This window comes from Pseudoalteromonas luteoviolacea (assembly GCF_001696455.1).
Lineage (GTDB): Bacteria > Pseudomonadota > Gammaproteobacteria > Enterobacterales > Alteromonadaceae > Pseudoalteromonas > Pseudoalteromonas luteoviolacea_C.
Genome location: NZ_MAUJ01000001.1, coordinates 1,104,119 through 1,123,141 on the forward strand (window position 1 = coordinate 1,104,119; position 19,023 = coordinate 1,123,141).

Here is a 19,023-nt window from a genome sequence, read left to right on the forward strand (position 1 = left end):
TAAAATTGCTAATACCAACTCTGAGACACTCATAACAACATGATGATTTCTAGATTTGTTCCAGGCATCGCTGCGCAAATGCTCTTGGCTTTTGGTGTAATAACATCGCTGGGTATATTCAGTAACTTTTTCGTTTATTTAAGTACAGGCACCCTAGCCAAAAACTTCACTCAGGTCTCCTCTGTATCCATTCCACTCGTTAATGTTAATTCAGATCTCAAAATGAATATTTTGGAATCTTTGATAGCATTAGAGGAGCAAATAATCACTGGTAATAATGATACGGCGAGAAATACAGCCATTACGAAAAGAAACGTCGCATGGCAGGACATTGAAAGTGGATTTGAACATCTGGCCAAGTTCGCACGAGAAACAGGATTTGAAGAAGATAAACTTGATGTCATAAAAGGCCACCTTCAACAGTTAAAACATGAGCAAAAAGTGATCTCTGACATCGCTAATACGCTTGATAATGAGCCTGCCGTGAAGTTGCTGGTTACCGAAGCTATCCCATTAGCAGAATCAATGGTCGCACTCCTTGCGCAAATGATAGAGATAGAAAGAGAAGAAGACGTAGATGAGGATAGGTTTGAGTTATTTAAGCTGTTGGTAGACTCAGAAATCAGCTTTGCAACCGCGATTTCTGAGCTCAGAGCTTTTTTATTGACTCGAGAACAAAAGAACATTGATGGCTTTGACCAAGCTTGGTTTCAAAATAGCGACGCTTTTGTATCGATATTAGATGACTATGAAGACCTTTTCACTGAAGAGCAATTAGAGTATTGGAATGCTTACAGTGAAGAACGGGAAAAGCTCGCACCAATTACTATTCGCGCATTTGAAAAGCAAGCCAGTGAAGAGTCCAACTTCGCAAATAACCACCTAAGAAAAGTCATCAAACCATTAACGGCGACGATTTTTGATGAACTACAAGCCATGAATCAGCACGTTACAGATGTTACGAAACAAGGGATTGATGATACACAAAATGCACTTTCTAATATGTTCATCGTCCTTGCAATCAGCTCAATTCTAACCATCATCATTGCCGGCACAATAAGTGTCGTGTTTAGTAATAAATTGAAAAACCGTGTTCAGTCATTGCTTGCGCGTGCCAAAAATATTTCTGTTGGCGACTTTAAGACCCAGACAGACTACTTTGTCATTCGCTCAAACGACGAGCTCAACCAATTGTCCGAGAGTTTTAACCATATGACACTTTCGCTGTCTTCTACTATTTCTACCGTACGGAGGCAATCAAGACAAGTTGGCCATTCGGCGCATCAAGTCGCCGCTATTGCCACCGAAATCTCCACCGTTGCTAAAAATGAAAACTCCAGTTATTCAGAGGTCATGCGTGTAATTGAATCCTTTATGGACTTGCTAGTAGAGTCTGGACAAGCCATTGAGCAAAGCCAAACAGTCCTCGAGCAAGCAAAAACTCAAGCTGATACCGGTATTGCAGCAGTCAATAGCAACTTAGATGAAATGAATAAAACGGTCGATGTTGTCACACTCGCCTCTGAAGGAGTTGAAGAGCTTAAAACGGCAAGCGAAGAGATTGAATCCGTAACTGATGCTATTTCAACTGTTGCCGACCAAACTGCACTTATTGCACTCAATGCTGCTATTGAAGCCGCTCGCGCCGGCGAGCAAGGACGTGGCTTTGCAGTTGTTGCAGACGAAGTACGCAGCCTCGCGCAAAGAACGGCTAATTCTACGGATGAAATAAGAAACGTTATCTCCCAACTAACCAATAAAGTGGGCGATGTCATAAGATTGATGACCGATATTATTCATCAGGTAGACGTGAGTAAAGCCCGCTCAGATGAAAGTGGCCAAGCACTTCGAGCGATGACAACAACCATAGAGAGTATTATTGACGCTAATGACCAAATTGCACATCGTTCAGATGAACAAAGTAATCAAATGCTTGAGATGCAAATAAAGCTTCAACATCTATTTTCGTCACTTCAGCAGAATGCAGAAAAAGCACAAATGGTATCCATGATTGGCGGAGACTTGTATCAGACATCCGAGCTTGTAAATAGCTTAATGGATGGCTTCCATTTTGACGAAGATGATGGTTTAGTTAAGAAAAAGCACGAAAAAAGACGTTCGGATCGACTCGAAGCTAAGGTCAAAATTAAAATATCGCAGGACGATAAAGACTACTCCACCATTACTAGAGAGCTCAGCTGTGTTGGCTGTGGAATACGACTGAGTAAGCAGTTGAATCAAGAACTGGATATTGACTCTGCGGTTATACTCGTGATGTATTTACCCAAAAAGAACTACAAAGAGTACATGGATCAATCACCGATGTGCATTACTGCGCGGGTCGTTCGCAAAGAAGATAGAAATAGCAAGTATACATACTACGGTCTTGAATTTTCGGCGACGGGGCCTGATCAAAAGGATGCACTGTCTGAACTATATGAGTTTTTTGATCAGTAAAATTCAAAAAAATACCCAGCATAAGCTGGGTATTACTATTAATTAAAACCAAGGTTTTAATTATAGGATTTCAAGTAGCTCAACATCAAAGATTAACGTTGAGTAAGGCGCGATTGAAGCACCTGCGCCACGCTCGCCGTAAGCAAGGTCGTGTGGGATGTATAAACGTAATTTTGAACCAGTGTTCATAAGCTGTAGCGCTTCAGTCCAGCCTTTGATTACGCCATTTACTGGGAATTCAGCTGGTTGACCACGGTCATATGAACTATCGAATACTGTACCATTGATCAAAGTACCGTGATAGTGCACACGTACTGTAGAATCAGCAGCTGGCTTGTCACCTTCGCCCGCAGAAATTACTTCGTATTGTAGGCCTGACTCAGTAACTGTTACTTCTGCACGCTTTGCATTTTCTTCTAAGAATGCTGTGCCTTCAGCAGCTAGTACTTTAGCTTCTTCTTCACGGCGAGCTTGAATCTCGCTGTTAATTTTTTCAAAAGCAGCTTGGATCTCTGGGATCTCAACGCGGAATTCACCGCCAGTGTAAGCATCTTTCATGCCTTCAAACACTGCATTTAAATCTAGACCTTCAAAAGGGTTTGCTTTTAATTGCTCACCCATTTGTAGACCGATACCGTAGCTCGCTTTGCCTGCGTCCGTATTGAATAAATCTGACATATCAAATTCACTTTCTTTATCAGCTTAAAAGGACGCGCAGTGTAGCATAGTGAAACCGTAACTTATAGGGCACAGATAAAAACCATGCCCTTTAAATTACAGAGTTTATTGAGACTGTTGTTCTATATGCTTTGACTTTATCTCTTTAACAAGAAATGTTGCAAAAGGAAGAGAAAGAACAAGGCCTATCAACAGTTCATTACTATACCCTGCAAGCTTGTCACCAAAAAATACGCCAAAGCCCATGATGCCAAAGAGAGAAATAACGATTGAGGCAAGGAAAGGCCATAATTTTTCGTATTTGGTAACTAAATGCCCGATTAGTGCATTATACAAGAATGTGTATAAAAGCGTTTGCCATAATGTCGGCTCGGTTTGACCATCAATTGACATAATCACAGCCATTTGCAGGCCACTTAAGTAGAAAAAACTAAAGACAATCCATAGTGAACAATGTTTAACAACATTTTGGGCCATTGAACTCTCCTAACGAAAAAAACCGCCGTTAGGCGGTTTTGGGAATGAGGTGGCGGAGAGATAGGGATTTGAACCCTAGATACGCTATTAACGTATGCCGGTTTTCAAGACCGGTGCTTTCAACCACTCAGCCATCTCTCCGTTGTTGGCGCGCATATTAATTGCTAATTATACTTATGTAAAGTATTTTTTTGACTATTTCGCAATTGTTATGGCACCCCGTATATCTTAATAATACTGCTTTGGCCTTTTAGCCAAAAGAGCACATACGATGCTCACCGTGAGTAAAGATATAATTAATGTACCAGACTCTACAGCAATATGTATCATCTGGTCCCAGCGGCTCCATCGCTGTTCAAAAAGTGGTATCAAAGATATGGTCCCTACCAACATTAATATCTTTAGCGCTCTGGTAAAGTCGAATCGACGATTAAAGTTCATCCAAGCAGTCAGAATTACCAATATTGTGACAGGTGCCAACAAGACCCACCACGTATTATCTAGCATTGATAATATAAGCTTGCTCGATATAAACCCAATAACTCCCCATACGATCCATACCCACCAATTTTCACGCTGCTTTAGAAAGAGATCTCCCATAGCTTTTCTTCTTATAATTATTCTTAGGTATCATATTAGGTACTATAGTAAGTAGCACTACAAGACTAACAAAGAGAGCTCAAAAAACAACCGTTGACTAAAAATTAGTTGTAACTCATGACTACCTAACAAACCTCGGAGAAATAAAATACGTACAAGGTAAAAGTTAGGTTAACTTTAGCTGCATTCCCGAGATCGCTCTAAGCAACAGAACATTTCCCATTTAGGTAAATACAAGTTCCCCTGATCTCACTATTACGCAGAGAATTTATCAGAGCATCTATCATAGACGCTGATGTAACGATAAAGTTTAGTTTAAAAAGTCTATAATTATTAGAAACTTAATATACGCCAATTATTACTTTGTAGCTTCTCAATATATCTTGACTTTGCCAAACCCATAACGATAATGCAAACCATTATCAGTTATGACCCTAGTTTGGTACAATTACTCTAACTTTAATCTTTGAAATAACTGACAACGATTGCGCTGTAAATTACAGCTTTTTTTGATCTTCTGGAATAAGGTTTTATGGACAATTCAAAACTTCGAACTTCTCTTAAAAAACGCCCCGCTCTTCGCCTTGGGCCTATTGCGCTCGCATTAACAACAGCACTGGCCAGTACACACACTATTGCTGAAACGACCGCAAATGGGTCTCAGTCCGCAAATGAAATCGAGCGTATCTATGTAACCGCTTCAACGGTCGGTAATTATTCGGATGCAGCAACTAAGTCTGCGACAAAAATGATCTTGTCATTAAAAGAAACACCGCAATCAGTTTCTGTTATTACCCAGCAACAATTAGAAGATTGGAAGTCAATCAATATTAAAGATGTCTTACAGCATACGACTGGTGTATACGCAAATAGTGGTCGTAGCCACGACCGAACACAGTTTATTGTTCGTGGTGACAACGTCAATCTTATCCAAATAGACGGTGTTCAACAATTTCCTGGCGGACGGCGAGCCGACATAAACGGCGACGCAATTGCCTACGAGCGCGTTGAGATTTTGCGTGGAGCCAATGGTTTAATGACTGGTGCCGGCTCTCCTACAGCCACGATCAACTTAGTACGTAAGCGTGCAGTGAGTAAAGAGTTACAAGGCCATATTGGGGTGATGACAGGTCGTTGGAACAATGATCGAGTTGAGCTAGACATCTCCACACCGTTAAGTAGTGACGGTAGCGTGCGAGGCAGAGTGGCGGCAGCACATTACGACAGAGACTCATTTGTCGATAGATATGGACAAGAAAAAACCTCTATTTACGCTACAGCTGAAGGTGACTTAACGGATGCAACACTTATTCGTGTTGGTTATGAGTATGCTGATACAGCGTCTCGTGGTGTTATTAACTCTCACGCAGCACCCTATTACTACGCTGACGGCAGTCTATTCAACCCCAAAAGAAGCGACACGGGGTTAACTGCTAAAAATAGTAGTTGGCCACTGGAAGAAAATACCTACTTTGCATCGCTCAGCCACGGTTTCGACAATGGGTGGCAATTAAACTCAATCGCCACATACAACACCATAGATATGGAAGGTGGCAAGCTCTTCTTCCTCTATGAGAATGGCTATTATAATCAGGATGGATTTACTGACGATGGTTTTGGCATGAGTGCCGTTATTAGCAGTTCTAAAGATGTTCAAAGAACTTTTGACGTCAACTTACAAGGCAGCTTCGAGTTTCTTGGCCAGGAGCATGACCTCATTGTTGGCTACAATAGCTTTGACCGCGAAAGAACATATATTGGAAACGAGCATAAGCAATATGAAGTTCAAATTGGTGATATTGATAAAATAAATTACTTCACATGGACTGGTGATATTCCTCATTACCCATTTAGTGATACTCACCCGAATAGGCTTGAAACCCATGTAAGCAGCGGTGTTTACTTTGCGACTCGGCTATCTCTAACGGACAACCTCAAAACAATCATCGGTGCGAGAAGAACCGACTGGGAATATAAAGAGTTTGGCCAGAACGAAGAAAAAAATGGCGTTGATGTGAGCGAGCACACTGTAAAGCAAGTAGAAACAGAAACCACACCTTATGCCGGCATAATTTATGATATTAATGATGAGTATAGTGTGTATGCAAGCTACTCCGATGCATTTGAACCCCAGCTAGAATATGACAAAAACATGAAGCTTCACGGTCCGATTATTGGCGACAGCCTTGAAGCAGGACTGAAAGCTGAAATAGGCTTACTCAACTTCTCTTTTGCAATCTTTGAATCAAACAAGATGAATGAAGCAATAGATGACCCTGATTTTGACCGTCGCTTCAGGTTTGAAGGTACCCGTATAAATCCAACAATTGTAGTTGATACAGGAACGACCCATGGCCTTGAATTGGAACTCAGTGGCGAAGTATCGCCAGGGTTTAATGTTTATACGGGTTACTCTTATGCTAAAACAGAAGATCAAGATGGAGAGCAACTTAACTCAGATATTCCTAAACAGCTTTTCAACTTATATACAACATATCAACCATCAGACTTTGTCGAAGGGTTGACTGTAGGGTTTGGTATGAACTGGAAAGATGGCTACTGGGTTGAAAGTGGCAGGCCTAATATTCAAGGTCGTGAACGCCGTGATCATGGTTCTATTACCTTATTCAATTTAATGGCGAGGTACGATGTGACAGACTCATTAAGCGTTTCGCTAAACGTTGATAATGTATTTGATAAAAGCTATCACAATGATATCGCACCATGGAGTGGGTCAGTAACTTGGGGCGAGCCTCGCAATTGGAAGCTTTCTGCGAGATATAGCTTTTAAAATAGATAAGTAGTCAAATGTAAAGCGGGTTTAGTTTTTAACTCGCTTTGCTTGAAAAGCAAGTTACACCACCCTACCTCCTTAAAACACACATTCACCCCTTTCTAAATTAGACACAAGCGTAAACAAAGTGTTACACAAATATTCTTTTGTAACAATTATCTAGCTTAGTGCGAGACTAAAAACTACCTGCTCTTACCAGTGTTTATTTTTCACCCAACCATTGAATCTCAGGTGTATCTCAGATTAATTGTATACCTGCTCATTTTCGAGCTAATAAAGGAAAGATACATCATGAAAAAGGTTAAAATAATACTATCTGCGCTTACAGCGATAAGCTCTTGTGCATATGCAAGCAACGATATCGATGTGACGCCAAGTGTCGTTGGTGGGGTTGAAACACCCGCTTATTCAAGACCATATCAAGTAGCACTGCTAATGAATGGTAGACAAGGTTGTGGCGGTACGTTAATCAGCCCCGACTGGGTATTGACCGCAGCGCACTGCTTAGACAGTGCATCTACCGCGAGTCTTACTGTCCGTGTTGGTGCGCATTCGATCAGTCGTGGTGACGGACAGACACTACGTGTATCTCAGATTATTAATCATGAGCGTTGGCGTGGGGCGAATGGGATCCGTTCGGGTTACGACATTGCCTTACTAAAACTGGCTTCACCTGCGCCCACTCAGTATACACCGGCTAAACTGCCTACCACTGCAATAGAATCCCAATATGCAAACGTTGGAAATTATGTGACTGTTTCAGGCTGGGGCCTCACCTCAAATCGCGGACGACCTAGCGATGTGTTAAGAGAAGCAGAGCTTCCTGTGATCAGCAATAGTAGTTGTAGTTCACTGCTTAACTTTTCTATTCCAGGCTCCGTCGTGTGTGGTGGTGGCGAAGGTGGCCGTTCAGCATGTAACGGCGATAGTGGTGGTCCATATGCAGTGAGAGTCGGTAATGACTTCTATAGTATCGGTACCGTCAGTTGGGGCATTGCATGTCAAGGTGCCACAGCATTTACACGAACCACCAGTTACCTAGATTGGATAAAGCAAAAAACCGGGATCGGTGACAATCCGACAGACAATCCACCTGTCGCTAACTTCACTTATTCAGTCAATGGTACCGTCGCTAATTTCACGAACCAATCGACAGATGACAAGGGTATCACCCAATATCAGTGGAATTTTGGTCAAGGTAACGCGACATCATCAGCTGAAAACCCAAGCTTCGATTATGCTGCGGCGGGTAATTTCAATGTCACACTTACTGTTACAGATACTAAAAACCAAACGAGTAGCACTTCAAAGGTTGTCAACATAGGCACACCTCCTGAGTGTGCGCCTAACTGGGATGCTCAAAAGAGTTACGCTCCGGGTGAAAAAGTGTCATTCAATGGTGCCGTGTATGAAGCAATTTGGTGGTCACAAGGTGCGCAACCAGATCTGTATAGCAATGTTTGGAGAAAAGGAAGTGATTGTGATGGCTCTACAGATATAAAAGCAGACTTTGCTGTGTCCACCAATGGTTTGAGTGTCTCGTTACAAAACAACAGTACGGGTAACACAAGTTCAAGCTGGAATTTTGGCGATGGTAAATCTAGCACTGAAAACTCACCTACGCATACTTACGCGCTAGCAGGCCAATATACAATTGAACTGCGTGTCAGTAACAGAGATGGTCAATCAGATACGATTAGTAAGACTGTTTCGGTAAAAGACGGTTCAACTGGCTGTAATGGGTTGCCCACATGGTCAGCGGCAGCAGTGTACTTAAAAGGTGACCGAGTCGCACATGCTGGAAATATTTATGAAGCTAATTGGTGGGTTCAGGGTGACAACCCTGCTGATTCTGGCCAATGGGGACCATGGAAAAAACTCGGCGCTTGTAACTAATATATGTACAAATTAGTGATTGAGGACTTTTAAATCCAATCAGTCCCATGTAACCTAAGGTAAATTAAGAAAATAATGCTTTTGGTATATGGGACTGAATCAAGAAGAAAAAACCGAGCTTACTCGACTAGGTGAACGCATCCAAAAAACTTTTATTGCGGTGCGTTCAACCCTCTCTGAACAAGCAAGTTCAATTGGTGGATTCTCAAAATTACTAGGTTACAACCGCTCAAACAGCCAAAGATTCTTCGCAGCTTGCAAAGCCAGTAATGGATTAGAAGTCTTAATTGAACTACCTGGAACTCAAGCTTTAGCGCTTTTAATTGAAAAGCTAAGCCCCCTATTACCACCCCCACTACTGAGCCAATTAAAGCAAGTTGTTCAACTGTTTACCCAGTGCTTAAGACAAAATGCCAAAAGTCATGCACAATTAAAACGTCTAATCACTGATGAGATTAAAACACCTCAAACGCATCCTCAGGAGCAGGATAAAAAAGCACAGCTTTATTATGCAGCAAAAGCGCTTTTAAAGTTCAGCGTCGACGAGGTATTTTGTATTTACATTTTGCGTCAAAATAAGAACGATCCGAATTATTTGCAAGAAACAGCTTTAATCAGTAAATCAGGTATCAAGCGAGAGGCTGGCGCTGTTCCATTTGTCCAGTTTTATACTCACCCTCACCCAGAGGATTTTGAATCGCCTGCAAATATTACCCGAGACAGTAAACTAGAGCCACAGGCGTTTACGCTTGGCGTGTCTAAAGAATATTCGACTAATGGGTTTTTAGACTCATTTAGTACCTACTCCCCTAGTAATTCAGGTCTCGTATTTGACCCGCTTCCGGCGCACGATTGCAATGTCACATTTGTCTTCAATAACCCTGATGAAGTAGTCAACCCGTTGAACCAAAATAGCCCTTGCAGCTCGACAAGTCTCTCCATAAAAAACCCAGTTAAGAAACTCACTATGCTAGTTCTACTAGAAAAACAGATTGATCGCTGTAGTACCGTGAACATTGGCTGCTATCACAACAATCAAAAAGTTGAAGAAGGCAAATTAAGAGCCAGTGACATGTGGACCGAGCGCTTTCCAGAGTTTCCAAACTTAAACGTAACCTCGCTAGAAAGCAACTTTGCACACAGCCAGTTAGAGCAAAGCCAAATAGCAAAGTTACAGTATTTACTTGACGTAAGTAACACAGATGCTCAAGACTTTATCTGTTACGCGACGCATGTCGACTTTCCGATTTGGTCGAGTACATACAGAATTTATTTTGAGCACCAGTGATCATAAATCGTCTAAAGAATTAAGGTAGGTTGTTGCCCTCGAGAGTATTTTCTCTCTTTGCTCAGGCTGCTTTTTGTGCCAGCTAGAATAAATCATCTTGTTACGAGGGTTTTTAGTAAACTCAGCTTCATGGCTTGTCATAAAGTGCCAATACATTGAGTTCATAGGGCATGCATTTTGGCCATCGATAGATTTGATGTCATAGTGACATGAACTACAGTAATCGCTCATCTTGTTGATATAATTGCCACTCGCGGCATACGCTTTAGAGCCTACAATGCCGCCATCAGCAAACTGGCTCATACCTCGAGTATTAGGCATTTCAACCCACTCAATGGCATCAATGTATACGCCTAAATACCAATCATCTACCTGCCTCGGCTCTATCCCAGCTATCAAGCAAAAGTTGCCCGTAACCATAAGTCTTTGAATATGATGCGCATAGGCGTAATCTAAAGATTGCTGAACAGCATGCTTTTGACAGTTCATTTTTGTCTCACCGGTCCAGAACCAAGTTGGTAATTCACGTTCAGCCCCTAACGAATTTAACTGACCATATTCTGGCATATTCACCCAGTAGATCCCCCGAACAAATTCCCGCCAACCAATAATCTGGCGAACAAACCCCTCTATCTGTGCAATATCGACATCGTCAGTATGGTCATAATAATAATCAAGGACTGTCTCCACCACATAGGCAGGACTAATGATCTTGCTATTTAATGCAAAAGAAAGCCTAGAATGATACAAGCTCCATTGTTTTTTTGTGTACATATCATCAGCATTACACGTCATCGCATCTTGGAAAAAACCAAACTTCGATAACTGTGTTTTACAAAATGCCAACACTAGTTCTCTTGCTTGTACTCTATTGATAGGCCATAAAAGCTGTTCATGAAATACACCAAAAGTAACCACATTATGACGCTTTAGTCTGTCTTCTATATCACTTACATCATTTGCGAAAACGAGCGGCCCTGGGATCTCTGACAAATCTTTTTGCTTCAACTTATTGCGGTTTTTACTGTCAAAGTTCCACTCGCCACCTAGCGGGTTTTTACCTTCCATAAGAATATTAAACCGAACTCGCATTTTTCTATAAAACGCTTCTAGCCGATGCTTTTTACCCGCTTTAAAATAGCTACCTAGCTCACTGTCCGACAGGTAAAAGTGTTCTGTTTCATAAGCGTTAGAGTCGATACAGAGGTTGTTTCTAAATTCGCTCAATTGAGAACGGAGCCTATATTCATCTGGTAATTGATATTCAAACAACTTTATGCTGTATCTCTCAATCAGGCTATTGAGTAATTCTGGTAACTGCGTGTACTGCTTTGTATCATCCAAAGTCAAATAAGAAACTTTATGTCCTGCCTTCATTAACGCTTGACTGAACGCATTCATCGCAGCAAAAAATGCACACACCTTTTGAACATGGTGCTTTACATAACTCGTCTCTTGATGCAATTCAGCGATTACATAAAGTGTGTCCTCATTTTTATTTGTGTACCAAGAATGACTGGCATTCAATTGGTCGCCTAAGATAAGCCTAAGCGTTTTGTACTCTTCAGCCATTTTCTAGTCTGCCTCTTTATTACGTTTCCCGGCACAACGCTTAGAACAATACTTCACGTTTTCCCAATCTCTATGCCACTTTTTTCTCCATGAAAATGGCCTTTGACAACAAGCACATATTTTTGTCGGTAACTTAAGCTTTTTGTGCATAGTACTTACCTAACATGAATTGAAAGCACACGCTTTGCCTCACTGATAACATCATCACGCCTTTTCCATTGCCAAAGTAAAGCTTGCGCTTTTGAATAGCTCTCTTTAAGGTCGACAACTGGTAATGGGTAATCGACGCCAAGTTCAATGCCATACATCATCTGCTCCATTTCAGTTAGCGTCCAAGGGCTGTGTACCAGTGGTGCCGGTATATCAGCTAGCTCCGGAACCCACTTTTTAACGAAGTCGCCATCAGGGTCTTTGTCTTCCCCTTGCTTTACAGGATTATAGATTCGGATTGTGTTGATACCAGTCACACCCGCCTGCATTTGGAATTGGCTGTAATGTATACCCGGTTCAAAGTCTAGAAATAGCCTCGCCAAATGGGCTACACCGGTACGCCAATCCAGCTCTAAATGATGGCACAAGAAACTTACGAGCATGGCGCGCATGCGAAAATTGAGATAACCTGTGGCGATCAAACTCCTCATACAGGCATCAACCATTGGGACCCCAGTATTACCGCTTTTCCAAGCCTCAAGTCTCTCCAGACCTGCGCTTCCTGTAACTCTGGGCATATTTTCATAGGCTCTATTCACGCATCTGAACTCCATGTCACATTCACTTTCAAATTTTTGGATAAAGTGACAGTGCCAGTGGAGCCTAGAAGTAAAAGCAACCAGTGTTTTTCGCCAATATGGCTTTTTCCAGTTTTTGAGTACTTCTTGATAAACTTGGCGTAAACTCAAATTACCCCAAGCGAGATAGGTTGATAGCCGCGAGCAATGCTCTACAGCCTTTTCTGGGCTAGACAGAGAGTATGCATATTCCTTTCCTCTACTTTCAAAAAAAGAAGCCAAAACTTGCCGCCCAATACCTTCCCCTCCAGTTTGAAACCCGCTAATACTTTGTGCGCGAATAAAAAAATCTAAATCGACATGATTATCAAATTTATGCTTTTCACTGAAAAAATCAACTTGTTGGATATCAACGTCAAGTACTGAGTCTCGCATCGTTTTTTGCCAATTCTTGTCCCAATTAGTTCTTGCTCGAAGCCCTCTAACTACAGCGCCTTGTGGGAATTCATGCCAGACTATCGCTTTTGACTCACACCAGCTGGCAACGTGTTTGTCTCGTTCAAAAGTGTATGAAAGGCCAATTTCTTGGTGACTAAAAATCTCATTAATACCCACAGACATTTGAATTTGTTCTAATACGGCCAAGCAATCCCCATAGGCACAATAAAGTGCACCATCAGGCAATCTTGATTTAATATCTATCAACGACTGGGCTATAAACTGAAAGTGCCGCATAGACGAGTGTTTGTCGCGCAGTGCAATGGGTTCAAAACAATAGAAAAGGAGAACGGGCTCACCTTGTTTCACGGCATTAAATAGTGCTTGGTGATCGGTCAACCTGAGATCTCTTTTCAACCAGACAATATTCACAGGCACAGCATTAGCTCTCTTGAGGCCAGTCGACCATATCGACTTCTATATTCACCATAGGATTGCTGGTTGACCATTTTCGAATAAACTCTCCTTCGGGGTCATACATTGCAGTTTGTTTATCGATATTGAAGTGTCTTCCCCCTTTTGGGTCGTCACCGACTCCTGCGATGTATTGCCAATTTCCCCAATTTGAAGCTACATCATGATCTATGAGTTGCTGCTGGAAATAAGCAGCGCCATACCGCCAATCAACTTGCAGTTCATTAACTAAACAGCTGGCTACAATTTGACGCCCACGGTTTGACATAAACCCCGTCGTGTTTAGCTCTCGCATTAACGCATTAACCAATGGGTATCTGGTTTCTCCATTGCACCAGCTTGAAAATCGCTGAGGGTAGTACGTGGTCAAAGGACGCTTACCCGCTTCCCCGGAAAATTCGAACAATTTACTGCCTTTTGCCAACGCTTTATGATGAAAAAACTCTCTCCACAACAACTCAAAGAATATCCAATATGTTGAGTCATTAGCGCCATGTGTTTGTTCGAACCGTTTTAAGCGTGCCACTATTTGTCTTGGTGATATATTACCCGACGCTAGGTATGGACTAAACTTGGTGGAGTTGTCGTACCCGTCTAACTCATTACGCGTCTCTTTGTATCGCAAGGCGGCATGTGATTTAAAATATTTTTCTATCAAAAAACAGGCTTGTGACTCACCGCCTTTAAAAGCAGGAGTTTGTCCCTCTGTACTGATTTCTTCGTTCAAGTTCCATTGCTCCAACCCAACTTTGCTGCCATTTACAGGCATGGGAAGCGTATCGGAGAGCGCACTGTCGACCGGCTCATACACCATGGTATGTGCCATTTTTTTACGAAACTTAGAGAAAGACCCGTTCAGTGCATTACTTTCAACCTGTTTACTGCCAAATAGTAAGTTATTGTTTTGGCATATAAAACGTACTTGAGGAAGCTGTGCCTTCAACCTTGATAGGCTTTGCCTCTCTTGTAACCCTCTGGAATATTGACAGCCAATTACATCGACATTAAAAGTACTTACAAGCTTTTTTAAAACAGCTTGTGTGTCACCACGTAAAACAAGTAACTCGTATCCAAGCTGCTGTAATTGTTCAGAAACGTCCAACAAGGACTGTTTTATAAACCGTAATTTACTCGCACCTATCTGCGCGTGATTATAGTTTATTGGTTTTAACAAGCTTTCATCTAAAACATAGACAAACAATATCTTGTCACACGCGTACAATGTGGCATTTAACGTAATATTATCATTGATCCGCAAGTCTTCTGTGAACCAGTAAAGGGCTGTTTTCATCGTATCGTAATACCCATTCCATAACGCTATTGAACAATGCTCAATACGTAAGAAGTAAGTATTTAGATTAGCGATAGATAAGAATTAGGGAAAAGTATTCAGATTTTGAAATGCCAATGTATATGTTTATACATTGGCATGAATGAAAATTAAGCGATGCTTGAGTTGATTGCTCTGAGTGCCTGAGCAGGATCGTCAGCTTTAGTTATTGGACGCCCAATAACTAAATAATCACTCCCAGCTGCAATGGCTTTTTCTGGAGTCATGATACGCTTTTGGTCTCCTGCATCACTGCCAGCAGGCCTTATTCCTGGTGTAACTAGCTTAAACTCGTCTCCTAGCTCCGCTTTTAAAGACTCTGCCTCTTGTGCTGAACAAACAACACCGTCTAAGCCAGATTCTTTAGCAAGTTTAGCTAGATACAAAACTTGCTCTTGCGGTGTTTTTTCTACACCCAGCTTGCTCAATTGTGCTTGATCCATGCTTGTCAAAACTGTCACTGCAATTAAAAGCGGCGCTTTGTCACCATACTGTGTTAAAGCTTCTTTCGCTTTTGACATCATTTCTGTTCCGCCACTGGCATGTACGTTCACCATCCACACACCAAGTTCAGCTGCAGCTGTTACTGCTTTTGCTACCGTGTTAGGGATATCATGGAATTTAAGGTCAAGAAATACATCAAACCCAAGATCAACCAGTTTTTTAACGAATTGAGGGCCAAAGTAGGTAAACATTTCTTTGCCAACTTTAAGGCGACACTCATTCGGAGACAGTTGAGAAACAAATTCTAATGCCGCACTTTCGTCATCATAATCCAACGCAATTAGCACTTTTTTTAGTTCAATGTTTGACATAATTACCTTACTTTTATTCAAAAAGAATCAAGAAAATCTAGTATCCATCTAAACCACGATTTGGAACGACTGACTCCCATGTTTTACAAGATGGGCACAACCAATATAACTTGTGGCTAGTAAAGCCGCATTTATGGCATTGGTAGTCAGGTTTTGTCGCGATATACGAAGTTACCAAGTGATCAATTTCACCCAGCACATCCTGTATTTTAACGTTTTTAGTACTTAACAATTGCAGTAAGTAGCTAAAGCCTCTAATAGATGGCTCTCTCTTTAAGCTATCTGTTAGAAACTCTATTGCTGTGGCTGTTTCACCTGCCTCAATCAAACCTTGGCAGTGCTTAATTTTGATCGTTACACCACTACTTGGGAGCAACTCTTCAATTAACTCATAATATTCTAATGCGATATTCAGAGATTTATAACAGGTTTGTAAGTCATTGATTATCAGAGGTGCTATTTGAGGGTATTCAGAAAGTAGTTTTCGCCAGTAATAAATTGCCTTCACATTATCTTGGCGATTAAAAGCGTCTAACCCTAATTCATAAAGCGGTCTAATCGCTTGATGAGTTAATTTGGTTGCTTTGTCTAACAACAAAACATCGTTTGACTCCAGCGCGGCTTCACAATAAAAGTTTGCTATAGCAGAACAGCTATTTTTATCTACAAACAAGTCAGAGTAGGCTTCATACATATTAATGCCTTTTTCCCAGTCTCTTGTTTGAGAGTACAACTGAATGATTGGCTCTCTTGCATCTGCAAACCCGGCTTTAACCAGCACGACAAGATTTGACTCAGCACTGTCTAATAACCCGGCCATGACATAGTCTTGAGCCAATTCCAGTCGACACGATTTGACTAGCTCAGTTTCAAGGTTAGGCTGCTCGATTAATAATTCATGGATTTTAATTGCTCTATCCAACTCCCCTCTTTTTCTAAAGAGTGTCGCGAGTGTTAAATAGTGCTCTACGGAATCGGCGGAGACTTCAAGTAGCTGAATTAAATGTTCAAGACCTTGATCTTCTTCACGATCAAGAAGAAATTTTAGGCCTTTACTATATTCGGATGTGATTTTTCTATTTTGCTCATGCGCTAAATTTTTAGCACTATTTTTACCCATTACATAGCCATAAGCGGCAGCAACAGGAAGCAACAAGAACAAAAGCTCTATCATGACTGGCTTTGATTTTTAGTCAGAAGTAAGTTGTTTGCCTTATGTAATTGACGATTTTTTTGCTTCAGCTTGACCAAAGATGTCAGGTTAAACAAAAGTCCTACCAAAATACCAGTAAAAAGACATAAGCTTAATAGTGTCGCCAACGGCATTTTGGCACTTGCAACAATATAGTTAACCTCTACAAGGTCTGGATTTTGCGTACCTACAACAAAAGCCACCAACAGCAACACTAACAATAGTCCCTTTTTTACAACTCGAACCAAACTAGGTTTCTCCAATTAGCCTTCAATACTAGCGTTTACGCGATCTCTTAGCTCTTTACCAGGCTTGAAGTGTGGTACATATTTACCGTCTAACTCTACAGTTTCGCCAGTTTTAGGGTTACGACCGGTTCTAGGTGAACGATAGTGTAGAGAGAAACTGCCAAAGCCACGGATTTCAATTCTATCTGATCCAGACAGCGAACCCGCCATTTGTTCTAAAACTTCTTTTACTGCATTTTCTACATCTTTAACAGGAACATGCGCATGCTGTTCAGCAAGTTTTTCTATTAATTCAGACTTTGTCATAACGTTTCCTTAAGGTAAAAAAGAAGGGCAAAAGTGCCCTTCTTGTTTAGACTTTAAAAATTAGTCTTTCTGAGCGTTTTTGAAAGCTGCAGCCATTGCATTTTCGAATGCAGGCTCTTCTTTCTTAAGCTTCTCTAGCGCTTCTTTCTCTTCAGCTTCGAAGATAGCTTTAACAGATAGGCTGATCGCACGGTTCTTACGGTCAACACCTACAAATTTAGCTTCTAGTTCGTCACCTTCAGAAACAACAGAAGTTGCATCTTCTACGCGCTCTTGAGCGATGTCAGCAACACGGATGTAACCTTCAACGCCTTCAGCTAGCTCAACAGTTGCGCCTTTCGCGTCAACTTCAGTCACTTTACCTTTAACAATAGCACCTTTTTTGTTTGCGTCTAGGTAGTTATTGAAAGGATCAGCTTCGATTTGCTTAACGCCTAGTGAGATACGCTCACGCTCTGGGTCAACCTGAAGAACGATTGCAGTGATCTCGTCGCCTTTCTTGTACTCACGTACAGCTTCTTCGCCTGGAGTGTTCCAAGAGATATCAGAAAGGTGTACAAGGCCGTCGATGCCGCCGTCAAGACCGATGAAGATACCGAAGTCAGTGATTGACTTGATCTTACCAGTAACTTGGTCGCCTTTGTTTTGTAGACGAGCAAATTCCTGCCAAGGGTTCGCTTTACACTGCTTAAGACCTAGAGAAATACGACGACGTTCTTCGTCGATTTCAAGAACCATAACTTCAACAGTATCACCTAGTGAAACAACTTTTGAAGGGTGGATGTTCTTGTTAGTCCAGTCCATTTCTGAAACGTGAACTAGGCCTTCAACGCCTTCTTCGATCTCAACGAAACAACCGTAGTCAGTTAGGTTAGTTACGCGACCAGTAAGCTTAGCGCCTTCTGGGTAACGACCAGCGATAGCTGCCCAAGGATCTTCGCCAAGTTGCTTAAGACCTAGAGAAACACGAGTCTTCTCTTTGTCGAACTTAAGTACTTTAACAGCGATTTCGTCACCAACATTTACGATCTCAGATGGGTGCTTAACACGCTTCCAAGCCATATCAGTGATGTGAAGTAGACCGTCAACACCACCTAGATCTACGAATGCACCGTAGTCTGTAAGGTTCTTAACGATACCTTTAACTTCTTGACCTTCAACAAGGTTAGCAAGTAGTTCTTCACGCTCTTGAGAGTTTTCAGACTCGATAACTGCACGGCGAGAAACAACAACGTTGTTACGCTTCTGGTCAAGCTTGATAACTTTGAACTCAAGCTCTTTACCTTCAAGGTGAGCAGTGTCACGTACAGGACGAACATCAACAAGTGAACCAGGTAGGAAAGCACGGATTGAATCAACTTCAACAGTGAAACCGCCTTTAACTTTACCGTTGATAATACCGATAACAGTCTCTTGCTCTTCACATGCTTTCTCAAGACGGATCCAAGCTTCGTGACGCTTCGCTTTCTCACGAGAAAGGATAGTTTCACCGAAACCGTCTTCGATTGCATCTAGTGCTACGTCTACTTCGTCGCCAACAGCAACTTCTAGTTCACCAGCAGCATTTTTGAATTGCTCTGCAGGGATTGCACTTTCAGACTTAAGGCCAGCATCAACAAGAACAATGTTGTTCTCGATAGAGATAACTGTACCTTTAACGATAGAGCCTTGCTCTGCTTCAAAACCCTTTAGGCTTTCTTCAAATAACTGCGCAAAATTTTCTGACATAC

At 41.6% G+C, this 19,023-nt stretch carries 16 protein-coding genes and 1 tRNA gene; 4 read left to right on the forward strand and 13 right to left on the reverse strand.

The window, feature by feature from the left end; all coding sequences use genetic code 11:
- Nucleotides 1-39: 39 nt before the first annotated feature.
- Nucleotides 40-2,457, forward strand: a complete 2,418-nt coding sequence (locus A7985_RS04745; protein ID WP_065789281.1) for a methyl-accepting chemotaxis protein — start codon at nt 40-42, stop codon at nt 2,455-2,457.
- Nucleotides 2,458-2,517: 60 nt separating this feature from the next.
- Here A7985_RS04745 and A7985_RS04750 read toward each other — a convergent pair whose 3' ends face one another.
- From A7985_RS04750 to A7985_RS04765, 4 genes are all read right to left on the reverse strand, one after another.
- Complete coding sequence (locus A7985_RS04750; protein WP_065789282.1) at nt 2,518-3,135, reverse strand: FKBP-type peptidyl-prolyl cis-trans isomerase; 618 nt, start codon at nt 3,133-3,135, stop codon at nt 2,518-2,520.
- Between the two features lie 105 nt (nt 3,136-3,240).
- Entirely contained in the window at nt 3,241-3,612 is a 372-nt protein-coding gene (locus A7985_RS04755; RefSeq protein ID WP_065789283.1) for a hypothetical protein, read from the reverse strand.
- A gap of 50 nt (nt 3,613-3,662) precedes the next feature.
- Nucleotides 3,663-3,753, reverse strand: a tRNA-Ser gene (locus A7985_RS04760).
- An 87-nt stretch (nt 3,754-3,840) separates the two neighbouring features.
- The gene (locus A7985_RS04765) at nt 3,841-4,212 is read right to left on the reverse strand and encodes a hypothetical protein (protein WP_065789284.1); all 372 of its coding nucleotides are present in this window, start codon (nt 4,210-4,212) and stop codon (nt 3,841-3,843) included.
- Between the two features lie 532 nt (nt 4,213-4,744).
- On the opposite strand from A7985_RS04765, the gene A7985_RS04770 reads away from it, so the two are divergent.
- From A7985_RS04770 to A7985_RS04780, 3 genes are all read left to right on the forward strand, one after another.
- Nucleotides 4,745-7,003: a TonB-dependent siderophore receptor gene (locus A7985_RS04770; RefSeq protein ID WP_065789285.1), complete on the forward strand. Its 2,259-nt coding sequence runs from the start codon at nt 4,745-4,747 to the stop codon at nt 7,001-7,003.
- A gap of 294 nt (nt 7,004-7,297) precedes the next feature.
- Nucleotides 7,298-8,902 carry a trypsin-like serine protease gene (locus A7985_RS04775; RefSeq protein ID WP_065789286.1) on the forward strand — a complete coding sequence of 535 codons (1,605 nt, stop codon included), beginning with the start codon at nt 7,298-7,300 and terminating at the stop codon, nt 8,900-8,902.
- Between the two features lie 88 nt (nt 8,903-8,990).
- Entirely contained in the window at nt 8,991-10,190 is a 1,200-nt protein-coding gene (locus A7985_RS04780; RefSeq protein ID WP_065789287.1) for a hypothetical protein, read from the forward strand.
- Here the strand turns inward: A7985_RS04780 and A7985_RS04785 are convergent, their stop codons facing one another.
- The 9 genes from A7985_RS04785 to rpsA all read right to left on the reverse strand — a co-directional run bounded on the left by A7985_RS04785 (nt 10,191) and on the right by rpsA (nt 19,021).
- Nucleotides 10,191-11,762 carry a cryptochrome/photolyase family protein gene (locus A7985_RS04785; RefSeq protein ID WP_065789288.1) on the reverse strand — a complete coding sequence of 524 codons (1,572 nt, stop codon included), beginning with the start codon at nt 11,760-11,762 and terminating at the stop codon, nt 10,191-10,193.
- A gap of 3 nt (nt 11,763-11,765) precedes the next feature.
- Nucleotides 11,766-11,912 carry a DUF2256 domain-containing protein gene (locus A7985_RS25650; RefSeq protein ID WP_081310426.1) on the reverse strand — a complete coding sequence of 49 codons (147 nt, stop codon included), beginning with the start codon at nt 11,910-11,912 and terminating at the stop codon, nt 11,766-11,768.
- A gap of 5 nt (nt 11,913-11,917) precedes the next feature.
- Nucleotides 11,918-13,366: a cryptochrome/deoxyribodipyrimidine photo-lyase family protein gene (locus tag A7985_RS04790; RefSeq protein ID WP_065789289.1), complete on the reverse strand. Its 1,449-nt coding sequence runs from the start codon at nt 13,364-13,366 to the stop codon at nt 11,918-11,920.
- 4 nt (nt 13,367-13,370) lie between these two features.
- Entirely contained in the window at nt 13,371-14,693 is a 1,323-nt protein-coding gene (locus A7985_RS04795) for a DASH family cryptochrome (RefSeq protein WP_065789290.1), read from the reverse strand.
- A gap of 149 nt (nt 14,694-14,842) precedes the next feature.
- Nucleotides 14,843-15,547, reverse strand: coding sequence for an orotidine-5'-phosphate decarboxylase (gene pyrF, locus A7985_RS04800; RefSeq protein ID WP_065789291.1), 705 nt, complete (start codon nt 15,545-15,547; stop codon nt 14,843-14,845).
- A gap of 37 nt (nt 15,548-15,584) precedes the next feature.
- Nucleotides 15,585-16,721 (reverse strand): lipopolysaccharide assembly protein LapB, encoded by a 1,137-nt coding sequence (locus tag A7985_RS04805; RefSeq protein ID WP_065789292.1) that lies wholly within the window; start codon nt 16,719-16,721, stop codon nt 15,585-15,587.
- Complete coding sequence (locus tag A7985_RS04810; RefSeq protein ID WP_348772429.1) at nt 16,718-16,954, reverse strand: LapA family protein; 237 nt, start codon at nt 16,952-16,954, stop codon at nt 16,718-16,720. Before A7985_RS04810 ends, A7985_RS04805 begins: the two co-directional genes overlap by 4 nt.
- A 48-nt stretch (nt 16,955-17,002) precedes the next feature.
- Entirely contained in the window at nt 17,003-17,293 is a 291-nt protein-coding gene (gene ihfB / locus A7985_RS04815) for an integration host factor subunit beta (protein ID WP_063357208.1), read from the reverse strand.
- Nucleotides 17,294-17,353: 60 nt separating this feature from the next.
- Complete coding sequence (gene rpsA, locus A7985_RS04820; protein ID WP_065789293.1) at nt 17,354-19,021, reverse strand: 30S ribosomal protein S1; 1,668 nt, start codon at nt 19,019-19,021, stop codon at nt 17,354-17,356.
- Nucleotides 19,022-19,023: the final 2 nt, after the last annotated feature.